The sequence below is a fragment of the Leptothoe sp. ISB3NOV94-8A genome, assembly GCF_043421595.1.
GTDB classification, from domain to species: Bacteria; Cyanobacteriota; Cyanobacteriia; order Phormidesmidales; family Phormidesmidaceae; genus Leptothoe; species Leptothoe turfae.
The window spans coordinates 2,101,498-2,114,422 of the sequence record NZ_JAXSQW010000001.1; the positions used below are offsets into that span (position 1 = coordinate 2,101,498).

At 44.2% G+C, this 12,925-nt stretch carries 7 protein-coding genes; 4 read left to right on the forward strand and 3 right to left on the reverse strand.

What is annotated here, in order from left to right; translation table 11 throughout:
• Positions 1–14: 14 nt before the first annotated feature.
• Complete coding sequence (locus SPB21_RS09185; protein ID WP_499866374.1) at positions 15–5,759, reverse strand: AAA family ATPase; 5,745 nt, start codon at positions 5,757–5,759, stop codon at positions 15–17.
• Between the two features lie 463 nt (positions 5,760–6,222).
• On the opposite strand from SPB21_RS09185, the gene SPB21_RS09190 reads away from it, so the two are divergent.
• Both SPB21_RS09190 and SPB21_RS09195 read left to right on the forward strand, forming a co-directional pair.
• Entirely contained in the window at positions 6,223–7,713 is a 1,491-nt protein-coding gene (locus SPB21_RS09190) for an ammonium transporter (RefSeq protein WP_499866375.1), read from the forward strand.
• A 13-nt stretch (positions 7,714–7,726) separates the two neighbouring features.
• The gene (locus SPB21_RS09195; RefSeq protein WP_163664913.1) at positions 7,727–8,251 is read left to right on the forward strand and encodes a hypothetical protein; all 525 of its coding nucleotides are present in this window, start codon (positions 7,727–7,729) and stop codon (positions 8,249–8,251) included.
• Positions 8,252–8,295: 44 nt separating this feature from the next.
• On the opposite strand, the gene SPB21_RS09200 is transcribed toward SPB21_RS09195, so the two are convergent.
• Entirely contained in the window at positions 8,296–9,459 is a 1,164-nt protein-coding gene (locus tag SPB21_RS09200) for a TIGR03364 family FAD-dependent oxidoreductase (protein ID WP_499058652.1), read from the reverse strand.
• A 60-nt stretch (positions 9,460–9,519) separates the two neighbouring features.
• Positions 9,520–10,344: an HAD family hydrolase gene (locus tag SPB21_RS09205; RefSeq protein WP_163700922.1), complete on the reverse strand. Its 825-nt coding sequence runs from the start codon at positions 10,342–10,344 to the stop codon at positions 9,520–9,522.
• A 282-nt stretch (positions 10,345–10,626) separates the two neighbouring features.
• Between SPB21_RS09205 and phnF the strand changes: the two genes are divergently transcribed.
• Both phnF and SPB21_RS09215 read left to right on the forward strand, forming a co-directional pair.
• Positions 10,627–11,340 carry a phosphonate metabolism transcriptional regulator PhnF gene (gene phnF / locus SPB21_RS09210; protein WP_163664908.1) on the forward strand — a complete coding sequence of 238 codons (714 nt, stop codon included), beginning with the start codon at positions 10,627–10,629 and terminating at the stop codon, positions 11,338–11,340.
• 445 nt (positions 11,341–11,785) lie between these two features.
• On the forward strand, positions 11,786–12,895 hold the full coding sequence (locus tag SPB21_RS09215; RefSeq protein ID WP_250565881.1) for a putative 2-aminoethylphosphonate ABC transporter substrate-binding protein: 1,110 nt from the start codon (positions 11,786–11,788) through the stop codon (positions 12,893–12,895).
• Positions 12,896–12,925: the final 30 nt, after the last annotated feature.

The window sequence follows — 12,925 nt, forward strand, 5'->3', positions numbered from 1 at the left end:
TTTACCTATCTTTCCTACTGAGTTTCACGAAATTCCTCAGGAGTTGTGCCAGTTGCTGTGTGAAAAGCTCGAGTGAAGGAACTCGGATTATCGTATCCAATCAAGGTAGCAATATGCTTGCAGGTTAGATCAGACTGACGTAGATAATGTTTGGCAAGGGCCATCCGTATTTGGGATACGATGGTCTTAAAGGTTGTTCCTTTATCTTGTAAACGCCGCCGTAGAGTACGCGGACTAACTTCTAATTTCTTAGCGACGCTCACTGCTGAGCATTGCCCCATGGGCAATAGTTCAACCAAGGTTGCTTTGACCTGCTCTAAGAAAGAATTAGAGTACTCTGGTGTGCCTAAAGGTTCGGTTAATTGCGCCTGGGCAAACTTCCACATTTTGGTTTTGGTCAGGGCAGCCGTTCGGTGATTGATTGAGATGGGAGTATTTTGAGTGGCAGGTTGTATAGGGACATCGCTTTCTAGCAGTACCCCATCCCAGATAGTTGCTCCTTGTCTGTTAGATTCAGGACGAGCAGCTAGTCTTATCCATTTGACTTCCCCTGAGGGTAAAACAAAGCGCCCCATCCATAATAGGGGAGTTAATGTCTCAGCAGATTGGTTAATGGCTGCTTTGACTCCGGCAATGTCATCGTCGTGAATCATGCCCAGTAGGCAATTTGCATTGGTCATGATGGCAGTGGCTGACAGCTGGCATAGCTCATAGCAGGTGATGCTGATATAGAGAAAACTGAGAACACCATCTGTTTCTTGACATAACTGGAAGACCACACCGGGCATTTGAGTAGAGAGAGTTTGGTAATGGTGCTCCATGGCTTGACGTGCAATCTCGTTTTGTTTGCGCGTTTGAATATCAATCCAGATACCAACCATGCCAGTTATTTGACCTTTTGTATCACGGATTGGATTTTTGATGACTTCGTACCAACGGGGAGGACTATTAATCAATATAATCTCGATTTCAGTCACTTTTGGTTGACCAGTCACGGTCACTTCTAGGGCATCCGCTTGGAACTTTTCTGTTAGTGATTTTGGCAGCCAATCGGTGTAATGTTGGCCGACCATACCTGGTAAAGTACCTTGACCAAAGGTTTGGACAAAGGCTGGATTAGCCGCTAAAATATGGCCGCTGAGATCCTGAAGCCATGCCATATGGGGAATATTGGCCAAGAGTGTGGTGAAATACGTCTGCTCGGTTCGTAACGTTTGGGTAACTTGACGGAGATGCGTGTTTTCAAAGGCAATGGCAGATTGGGCACATAAAAACGACAGAATAAGCTGATCTCGTTTGGTGAAAATATTGGCAACATGGCGATGTTCAAGATAAAGGACACCAAGAACCGTTTCACCTTTCAGGATAGGAGCACAAAAAGCACTCTGAGGTCGATGGTCAAGTAGATAGTGATCGACGACGGCCAGAGGACTTTGGCTGTCTATAGCCACCACAGTTTTAGTATTTTTAGTCCAATGGATTAGATGGTTAGGATACTCCATGGGAGTTATTAAGGCCGTAGAAGATTGTTCAGCACTATCTGTTCTGTTGTGAGGGATATGGCTGCCTTGAACAATCCATTGCTCATGGGTGTTGAAGTAGGCAATCATGCAGGTTTGAGCACCTGAGCTAACTAAGGCAATTTGGATCAGTTGTCGAATCAGTTCATTGATGTCGGTATGCTGAGCCAGAGCCTGGGCTGATTGCATAATTGGAATAAAGTCCACAGAGTTGAGTTCCCAATCACCGGATGATTGATCAGTACCCTTGGTCGAGTTGTTGTGTGTGGCAGGGAAAACGATAGAAACAATCTCCGTTGAATGGTTTTGAAGAATTGGTCCCAATAACTTGGGGTAGCGCTGCTCTAACTTATCTGTTTTGGCCGTAGCTCCCCAGCGTCTGTAGCAGGTATAGGCTTCTTGTATATAGCCTACTGCAACTTTTTCTTTACCCCAATCAATATAAAATTTTGCCGCTAGTTCGTTAGCTAATGCCTCTTCCTGAAGGTATTTGTTCTTTTTCGCGTTGCCAATGGCACGATCATATTGCTCCATTGCTACTAATAATTGGCGATCATGCTTTGCTAGCTCTGCTTCTATCAGATCGCACTTATGTTGATAATTTTCGGGGGCATGGATGGCCCAGCGTTTTAATTTTTCAAGGCACTCACTAATATTCTGACGTTCAGACTGTTGTTTAGAAGATTCAAGGTTTTCCAAACGAGCAATCCGTGCTAGTGAAGAATAAAACATTTCGACTGGAATAAAAAATGTTCCAGCCACCCCACCACTGTGGTCTCGTGCCCGCTGTCCATTTTCAACAGCCTGGTCAAAGTCTTCAAACAGATAACTTAAAAAGCTTTTAACAAAATAAGCAACGAATACTGTAGTTAATTGTTTTTGCTCAATTAGTATGGGGAGACGTTGCTCCTCATTATAAGTGGGGCCATCTAATGTGGTCGTGGTTTCACTGTTCCCCAATAAATTAAGGATTCCCTGGAGCCAGGGTGCTAAGTAGTCAATATGAAAGTTTTGCTTGAGCTTATGAATAATCGAGATTTTTTGCTCAACCTCATCGCGTACCTGTGTCAGAGGTGCGCCAGTTAAAAACAGGTACTGACCATATTCAGCAGCACCATAACTGGCAAACTCTAAATCTCCTGTTTCTAACCCCCGCTGTAATCCTTTAAGGTGGACAGGAAGAGATTTCTCAATATGTTCCTTCCAAAGAATCACACAGCTGGCATATAAAACTAATACTTTAGACTCTAATTCACGGGCATCAAAGTGATTGAGTAAATCAACGGATAATCGGCCAAATTCATAGCCTTCGCTAATATTGCCTAGGGTTTCACATAGCAGAGTGCCATACCAGACATAGCCAAAGGCAGAAGCCGCACAGTTTCCATGTTGTAGGGACAGATCCACCATAGTAAAGGTGATTCTCTTAAAATCATCAGGGCTGACGGCCCACGCAGGTGTAATGATGTGGGCCATAATAGTCATGGCAGACAATTTGTATGGATCGTTCATGGCTGGGACATCAATCAGCCCTGCAACATTAGCAACAGAATCAGGCTTATGGTGACGAAGAGGGATATTTAAAAGCTTGAGAACATCCAGACCGATCTCTAATGCCCGATGTTGATCTCCATAGCCAATCCACACTCGAATTTTTATTTCATAGACTTTGATGCGATCAAGCAAATTTTGTGTTTTAAGAAGAATTTCGTCAGCAAGGGGTTCTACCACATCAAAGTTGGTATTCAAGTACTCTAACTCTAATGCCTCAATAAAAGTCTCCAAAGTAGTTTGATAGTCATGTTGCCAACTATCTGGAGCACACAGTTGGCGGGCAATGGTCAAATAGCCAAGGGCAGCACTATAGGCTGTGGATGCTTTAGCTTTACGGCCTGCCTGTAAGTTTAGCTGAGCCAACTGTGTGCGATCTGCTTGCGTGGTCAAAAGATCACGACCCATATTAAGCTGGCCAACGATCGTAAAAATGGTCTCCTCTTGATCACTGGGAGACATTTTCTTTAAAAGTAGCTGTCCAATCTTAAGATGAATTGCTTGTTTATCAGTTTGCGGAATCAGAGCATAGGCGGCTTGTTGAACCCGATCGTGTAGAAAGTGGTAGTCAACTGTAATATCTTTAAGGCTGGCAACACCTCTATCAGCTCTTTGGAAAAACTTATAGATTTCAGTTTCTGGGATGATCAGCCCTGCTCGTAAACTCTTCCATAAATTTGCCGCCACCTCCCCCTGACGGATCTCGCAAATAATAGCCAATGTTTCAAGATCAAAGCGATTGCCAATACAAGCTGCCAACTTTAAAGTTTCCTGGGTTGCAGCGGGTAATTTCTGCAGACGCTTCACCATAAAGTCCACCACATCATCGGCTAACTCAACCTGTTGCATGTGTGTCAGGTTATATTGCCAGCTACCCGTTGCTGCATCAAACTGTATGCAGCCTTCCTCATAGAGACCTTGCAAAAATTGAAGGGTAAAAAATGGATTCCCCTGGGTAATGGGATAGAGCCTTTGTGATAACTGAGTTACGGTGTTTGCAGGACACCGTAACGTATCTGCAACTAAGTGGGTAACATCTTTGGCTGTTAAGGGTGCCAGTGTTAATGTCCTGAGGCTGGCCTGTTGCTTTTGAAGTTGTTCCAGTGTCAACATTAGAGGGTGTTCTGGAAACACCTCATTATCTCGGTAGGCACCCAAAATCAATAAACAATCTGCGTCTGACTGAGTGAGCAATAGCTCCAGTAGCCTTAAGGAGGCTGAGTCCACCCACTGTAAATCATCTAGAAAAATGACTAGAGGATGATCTTGGGTGGTAAAGATACCAACAAATTTGCTGAAAAGTAAATTAAAGCGGTTTTGAGCCGCGCTGCCAGACAGTTGAGAAACCCTAGATTGGGGGCCAATAACATACTCTAACTCAGGGATGACGTCGATTAAAACCTGCCCATTTTCTCCAACGACTTCCAGGATTTTTGTTTTCCATGCAGCCAGAGCCGTATCTGATTCTCCCAATAACTGGCCCATTAAGTTGCGAAAGGCTTGGATAAAGGCGGAGAATGGCAGACTATGGTTAAATTGGTCGAATTTGCCTTGGACAAAATAGCCTCTCTGGCGAGTAATGGGTTTATGGATTTCACTAATAACGGCTGTTTTACCAATGCCAGAAAAACCAGCGACTAATATTAGTTCTACACTCCCCGCTGTGACTCGGTCAAATGCATCTAGCAGTTTTTTTGCCTCTGTGTCGCGTCCATAGAGATGCTGGGGCGGTAAGATGCGATCGCACCTATCTCGTTGTCCCAGCTCAAAGTCAGTAATCGTGCCGGTCTCTTGCCACTGACATAGACACTGCTCCAAGTCATACTTCAACCCCAGGCCACTCTGATAACGATCCTCTGCATTTTTGGCCATTAACTTGAGCACAATGTCAGAGACAACCGTCGGTATCCTTTGAATATCAATGGGTTGACCGGAGTCGACACCCAGAATCTCAACCGGTGGAGTAGGTGGCTGAGCCAAATGACAATAAATCAACCCTAAGGAGTCAGAGGCCCAAAAAGGTTGCTGCCCTGTTAGCAACTGATACAGCGTCACCCCCAAACTATAGAAATCCACACGATAATCAATCCCACGATTCATGCGCCCCGTTTGCTCTGGAGCCATGTAGGCCAATGTCCCTTCTAAGTGCTTGGGGGCACACAGCTCTTGAACTTCCTTGGGCAGCAATGATGCCAATCCAAAGTCAATGAGTTGAATCTGTAAGGTATCTGGATGAATCAGAATATTAGCCGGTTTAATATCCTTGTGAATAATGCGCTTTTCTCCCAAATAATGGAGCACCTCGGCCATCTGAATGCCAATAGTTAACACCTCAGCCAGGGGCAAGCCAGCTTGAACATTATTCTCTAGATAATCTTTAAGAGAACAGCGATCGTCAGCAGGCATAACCAAAGCTAGGCCATTTTGATAGGGCAGCAAGGCTTCGATCTGATGAATTCCTGGATGTTGCAGCTGCTGAGTGACTAAGTATTGATTACGAAACCGGACAAGTTCTTTAAGGTTAGGCTCCGAATTATGAAATAACTTTAGGATGACTATTTGCTGATCAGCCTGACGTATGGCCCGATAGATCAGAGTTCGTTTGCTACTGTAGAGGTTTTCAATAATTTCGTAGCCAGGTATCCGAATAGAGGTGTCTACGATCGTTTGATGTAGCTTACGAGTCATCTAATAAACATTAACGTTGAATGCACTTATATGTTTGCCTAACGTTTGTATCGTTTCAGGGCAATTTTCGAAATCATTCGTAGCTGGCCACAAGCTAAAAAGCATCCTTTGACCAATTGCCCTTCAATCAGAGCTTCCAGGCTAGTGACGAATAATACTCTGACCAAGTTCCTGCTCAAAACACGGATTGAACTTGGCCAATTTTGCATAGATAATGGCCTCTTCTGTCAATGACATATTAGATATCAACTAGATACTCTGATACTTAATGTCTAGATGTATAGAATTTCTCGATGGGGATAAATGCATCTTGGTCATGAAAGCGATTGTGGGTGCAATCTTCAAGGTATAAATAGACCCCCTAACAAGCGATCACATCGAAATAGATATCAAAATTGCCCAGCTTAAATTTATACCTTTCATTTATGCAGAAGGTTAATTGAAATTCTTGTTATCTAGAAATATGAATCTTTTAGTGAGTCGATTATCAAAACACTGGTTGTTCACTAGTTTATTAACAGTTACGTTCTTACTAGTTATATCGACTCAATCATTTGCCCAAGAATCTACTAGTCAAATCCCAACGAACATAGAGCTTTTCTCTGCGATCAACACTGCTTGGATGGTGATTGCAGCGTTACTCGTCTTCTTCATGAATGCTGGGTTTGCCATGCTTGAAGCAGGAATTTGTCGAACTGAAAACTCGACTAATGTTCTAGCTAAGAATTTAATCGTATTTTGTGTGGCAGCAAGTGCATTTTTCCTGTTTGGCTTTCGCTTTATGTTTGGCGATAGTGAAAATTCTCTCTTTGGACAAGTTGGTTTTTTTGTGGATTTCATCTTTCCATCCAAGGAAAATTTAAATCCTTTTCCACAAGGTTTTGAATATGTCAGAAGCTTTTGGGAAAACAGGTCGTTTGCAGCAATTTTCTTTTTCCAATTATCTTTTGCTGGCACTGTAGCAACGATTGTGTCTGGGGCCGTTGCAGAAAGAATTAAATTTTGGGGCTTTATCCTCTTTAGTTTTATTCTTGTTGGTTTTATTTATCCGCTAGTGGGTTACTGGGTATGGGGAGAAAGTGGTTGGATCGCAAATGTGCTTAACTTCCATGATTTCGCTGGTGCAACCGTAATTCATGCAGTTGGAGGAACAGCTGCATTAGTCGGTGCTTGGGTCCTAGGGCCAAGGGATGGACGGTTTGGATATGATGCAGAGCAAGAAACCTTCCTTTTTGAGAGAGATACTGAAAAATTTGAGCCCTGCAATACAGGGTTTACTACGTTAGGGTGTTTAATTTTGTGGCTTGGTTGGTTTGGCTTTAATGGTGGTTCAACACGCTTTTTAGACTATGTTCCCCATGTCATTACCACAACGATGTTTTCTGCCACTGCTGGAGGTTTAGCCATTCTATTTTATAGTCCTCTGGTAACGGGCTATAAAGTAAAACTCTCATCTATTATAAATGGCTTGCTAGGAGGATTAGTCAGTATTACAGCTTCGTCTGCTTATGTAGATGTTTTAGGCGCATGCATTATTGGAGCCGTCGGCGGCATCCTGGTGCTGATTGGTGAGGGCTTACTTGAAAAAAAACTGTTACGCATTGATGATCCAGTCAGTGCTGTGCCTGTTCATCTCTTCTGTGGTATCTGGGGGACGATAGCAGTGGGGATTTTTGCACAAAGTTTCTCCCGTGAGTTTAGTAGTGTTTATCCTGTTACTCAGCAATTTCTTTACCAAGCTTTGGGGTGTAGCTGTGTAGTGGTCGTTACTTTTCTATTGAGTTTAATAGCCTGGGTGCTGATAGGGTTATCTCTTTACGCGTTAAATTTAAATGAAAGCGGCTACATTCAAAATACTAGTAATAATGTGGGTATTTTCACAGCGGCTAGAAGAGGATTAAGGGTAACGCTGGAAGATGAAAAAGCGGGAAGTGATGCCACCATAATTATGTGAGTAGACCTTAATCATGCGTAAACAAGATATAAAAAGGGATGCTTCTGGCTCCTCAATGACGTGGTCAACAGCCGCTTTCATGATATCGGCACTTGGTGTTGTTGCCTATTTTATGTTTAAAACTTCGTCTCAACCTGTCATAAGCGAGTTGCCTGTAATTACAGAAAATTATTGTCAAGATGATTTTGAGAGCAATGAGATAATTGTGGAAGAATTGTTAAGACTTAAGACGCAGATCGAGGAGAAATGGACTAACTTTTGTCAGAATAAATTGGATGGTGCCCTTTATGACACGGCGATTATTAAAGCAACAGAGGGTAAATTTAGCACCTCCTTTATTCGACTCTGTAAAATTCCAGAAGGAAGTGGATCAGAGTATTTTAAAGAGGCTCAATTTCTATTTAGTCTCTGGGAACAAAATCGTAACACGTCCGGTAAACCCCAAGAAATTAGGCCTTTACTAGAAAGCTTTTTTCAAAATCAGCAAGATCCTCGCAAAAACTGTCCTGCTGCTAGAGAAGTACTTGAAAAATTGTAGTCTCATCGTGGACTAATGATGACTTGCCGCGACGTAGTCATGCTTTATGCCGCTGCAACCACGGCTTCTCCTGATATCGCCGCGACTACTTCTTCTGCTAATCCAAAAGAGAGGGTCATGCCTGCCCCACTCAAAGCATTAATAATTGTAACTCCAGTTTCTGGACAGAGAACTAATTCTGTTTTGCCCGGTAATTTAGCATAAACGCCATGCCAGGTTGCAGCCATATCTAGCGAGGGAGCTTGGAAAAAACTTTTTAGATAGTCCAGAATATATTGGTTCAAGTGAGCCCGATTAAAAGGATCTGGGTTATCGCCATACTCATGGGAATCGCCAATAACCAATTCTCCCAATGCATTTTGTGAAACCATGACATGAATGCCCCACTGAGGAAAATAAGGGGTTTCTTGCTCAATGCGAGCTTTTAATGCAGCCAAAGAGGGGCAGTTGGCAAAAGCAGCATAATGGGTCAGTGTTAACCCACCACACAAGGGTACGCCGATACTAAAGCCATCTGGCTGAGGGGTAGTACGCATCATTTGGAGCTTGACTTTCGTAATGGAGCTATCACGATAAAGTTCAGGATAAAGGGTTTCAAAATCAGCTCCACTACATACAAAGATTTGTTCAGCCTGCCAACGCTTGCCATCTGCCAATAAATATGGAGATGCAATGTCAGTGACAACAGTACCAAAGTGAAACTCTACGCCATAGGTACGGGATAAGTAATTAGGTAATTTACGAATCGCTTCTCGAGGATCAACGATTACTTCAGTGTCACTCCAAAGGGCACCTAGTAATCCCTCTGTTCTAACTGCACGGCTTTTCTGATTAACTGCATCAGCAGCTAAGAGGGCAACAGTATTGGTATATTGTTGTCGCTCAGCGATAAATTCTTCTAATACCGCCAGTTCATCGGGGCGATACGCCAGGTGTAAAGACCCACAGGGATTGGCATGAAACCCAGCTGCTGCTGATAGCTCTAGCCAAATTTTGCGCGATCGCAACGCCCGATCCAGCAACGTCCCACCAGGCTGACCAATCGGCCATACCATCCCAAAGTTGCGGATAGAAGCACCAACACACTGAAGGTTTCGCTCAAAAACAACAACACGTTTACCTTGTTTCGCAGCAGCCAACCCATGGGCAAGCCCAACAATCCCAGCGCCTACAATGGCTACATCAACCCTGCGTTCTACGTTTGCCATAGTTGTTATACTCCCTGTTCGTGAGATGGATTTTATTTCTAGAAACGTCAGATAATGCAGCTAGACCTTCGCAATTTTGTCTTGCGATTGCTGATTTAGGGGATGCACCGGTCTAGAGCGATTGCTATTGGACGGTGTCTCACAATTAAAGCCATCCCGAGGATCAGCAATGCCTTTGTCCTTTAATGCTGATAGCGAATCCAAAAGACCGTGATTTGGATATAGCTCTAACTGTTCACGGCTATGGGTGCCATTAGTGACACCTAACGACCAACGACAGTGGGCATTGATACCGGCCTCTAGATCTGATGGCGTATCACCAACGACAACGACCGCCTGAGGATCCTTAATACCCAACAAATACATAGCTTTTTGAATCATGTAGGGAGCTGGTCTACCCTCATTGCCATAAATTTCCGATGGGGTTACGGATACCTGTATAACACTATCCGTAGTCCCTACGTAGTTTTTATCAAGACCACGATCCCAGCCCAAACGCTCCAGAATAATATCTGTCACCTGGCGATAGAAACCTGTATTTAGCGCCACTTGGATATCTTGAGACTTCAGCCAATCAAAGACATCCAAACATCCTGCCGTTGGTAAGACTGGCTGAGTCCTGTAATGGTTTTCAAGTATGTGCTTAAACGCTTGATATGAGGTTTCTACCCGATGTAAATAATGGGGATGATCCCCCCCAATTTGTTGTTGCCAGAGAGTCTCAAACACTAACCGTTTGGACCAGCCCATCATGGCCGTGATTTTTTTAGGATCTGCCTTCAACCCTGTTGCATCAGCTGCCTCAAAAAAACAACGCTGCACCTCGTTATGATCCTGAACGGTAGTACCAGCCATATCAAATACAACTAACTGGATTCTAGACATCCTTGACACCCCCTAATGTAAAGATCACTCAAAAAACAACACATCTAGCTGTCTAGACATCTAGATTTTACTCCATATGGGAAAATTGACAATAATGGTTGCTAACTATATTTTGGTGCACATAGTTTATGACATCAGTTATGGCTGAAATCTCTATTTAGCAGCAGTTATGTGCTCAGTAAATGGCTGAATGCATTCAGTCGTTTACTATAAATTTCAGTATTTAGCTTGCTATACTGTTACGATTGAGCGAATAAGCACTTTGGCCACTGTGTGTTGACAATGTTTCAATCAGCGCTGCCCCGCTATGTGCAAATTGCCAACGATTTACGCCACGATATTCAGCAAGGTGTGTATCAAACTGGTGATAGGTTGCCGAGTCAACAGCAGTTAGGCATTCGCTTTGGAGTCAATCGACATACTGTGCGTCAGGCTGTCGACCTACTAAAAGAGGAAGGATTGCTCCGGGTAGATAAAGGTCTGGGGGTCTTTGTTGCAGACGCGCCCATTAACTATCCCATTGGTAAGCGTGTTCGTTATAACAACTCACTCCAGGCCCAGGGCCGTTCGTCTCGACAAAAAGTACTTCAGCTCACTGAAACCGTGGCGACCGGCAAGGTAGCTGAATATTTAGCCCTTGACCTGGGAGATGTTGTCGTTCAATACGAAACGACGGGGTGGGCAGATGACAAACCGCTAAATGTGTCAACGAGTTATTTTGCGATCGCATCCTGTCCTAATATTGCCGAGAAATTGTCTGAGTTCGCATCAATTTCCAAGCTTATGCATGACGTTTATGGATTTGACCACATTCGTCGTCGCACGTTTATCTCGTCTCGTCCGGTCAAGCCTCAAGATGCCAAACTCCTAAAAATTGCCAAAAATCAGTCGATTCTGCTGGTACAGTCCATTAACGAAAACCAGTACGGCACAGCCATTGAGTACACAATCACACGATTCCGGGCCGATAGTATCGAGCTGGTGATTGATTCTTGAATACTCCAGGCCGATAGTGCCGAGTTACTGAGTGATGCCTGAGTACTCCGGGCCAATAAGTATAAAGTTGCTGATTGATTCCTGAAGACCTCTTTTGCCCCTGGTTGAGCAAGGCTAACTAACAATCAATGTCAAAAAGGTATCGAACCCAATTTTTGGGAAGCTTAACCCTGCCTTAACGATTTATCAAAGTAAGCTCAATATCATTCAACTTGTCTAGACAACTAGCCACCCATGGATATCTGGTCCATAACGTCTAGTCAATCGTCATACTGCTACGGTTCAGCTCGAGTTCTCCATCCCGTTATACATGCTGTATTTCCCTGTTTAATCGCACTCTGGGTCTGTTGAACTCGCATCGTTTGTTAATTCAGCTCAGCAAGTATTTTCTCTTCCCGTCTGCTCGGCGTTCTATCTTTTAGTTCCCCAAATAGGAATGTCACTTATGCTTTCAAGAAAACGGTTTCTAAGTCTTTGTTCCACGTCCCTAGCCAGTTTAATGGTCGCCATTGCGGTCAGCGGATGTGTTGTCAAAGAGGATACAAACACTAGCGGTGCCAATACATCGGGTGCGGCAGCCGTTGATACCGCCAGTGCAACAGCAGGTTCGATTACTGTTTACACTGCCATCGAAGATGACCAGATTGAAGGCTACCTAGCTGGGTTTAAGTCTGCCTATCCGGATATCGACGTCAACATTGTGCGTGATTCGACAGGAATTGTTACGGCTAAACTCTTGGCGGAACAAGATAATCCTCAAGCTGATGTTGTCTGGGGATTAGCCGCGTCCAGCCTGGTACTGGCTGATCAAAAAGGACTGTTAGAACCCTATGCCCCGGCAGGGTTGGAAAAAGTTGAGGCGCGATTTCGGGATCCTCAAAATCCTCCCCGCTGGATTGGCATTGATGCCTGGATTTCTGCATTTTGTGTGAATACCGTAGAAGTAGAGGCTAAGGGATTGCCCATACCCGAGTCCTGGGAAGATTTAACCGATCCAGTGTACAAAGGTCATCTGGTAATGCCAAATCCAGCATCGTCGGGGACAGGCTTTTTGTCGGTGTCTTCGTTGCTTCAGCTCAAGGGTGAAGAGGGTGGCTGGCAGTATCTGGATGGGTTGCATGACAATATTGCTCAGTACACTCACTCAGGTTCCAAGCCCTGCAAACTAGCAGGGGCAGGTGAATATCCCATTGGTATTTCCTTTGGCTATCGGGCGGTTAAGCAAAAGAATGATGGAGAACCCATCGAACCCGTCTTTCCACAAGAAGGGTCTGGCTGGGAAATGGAAGCCAATGCTCTGATTAAGAAAGACAACATTAAGCCTGCGGCTAAAACCTTTTTAGATTGGGCCATTACTCCTGAAATTTCTGAGAAGTATGCGAAAAGCTATGCAATCACGGCGGTGAAAACAGATGTTCCGGTACCCGCTGGTTTCCCTGCCGATCCCATTGCTCAACTGGCCGAAAATGACTTTAATTGGGCGGCTGAGAATCGCGATCGCATCCTAGAAGAATGGACCAATCGCTACGACGGCAAGTCTGAGCCTAAAGAATAAATCCATCCCCCAGCTAGCTAGGAATTACGA

Bases quoted from the DNA above. Each gene is read 5' to 3' on its own strand.
- SPB21_RS09190 (WP_499866375.1), top strand. From the start codon at position 6,223: ATGAATCTTTTAGTGAGTCGATTATCAAAACACTGGTTGTTCACTAGT.
- SPB21_RS09200 (WP_499058652.1), bottom strand. From the start codon at position 9,459: ATGGCAAACGTAGAACGCAGGGTTGATGTAGCCATTGTAGGCGCTGGG.
- SPB21_RS09215 (WP_250565881.1), top strand. From the start codon at position 11,786: ATGCTTTCAAGAAAACGGTTTCTAAGTCTTTGTTCCACGTCCCTAGCC.
- phnF (WP_163664908.1), top strand. From the start codon at position 10,627: ATGTTTCAATCAGCGCTGCCCCGCTATGTGCAAATTGCCAACGATTTA.
- SPB21_RS09185 (WP_499866374.1), bottom strand. From the start codon at position 5,759: ATGACTCGTAAGCTACATCAAACGATCGTAGACACCTCTATTCGGATA.
- SPB21_RS09195 (WP_163664913.1), top strand. From the start codon at position 7,727: ATGCGTAAACAAGATATAAAAAGGGATGCTTCTGGCTCCTCAATGACG.
- SPB21_RS09205 (WP_163700922.1), bottom strand. From the start codon at position 10,344: ATGTCTAGAATCCAGTTAGTTGTATTTGATATGGCTGGTACTACCGTT.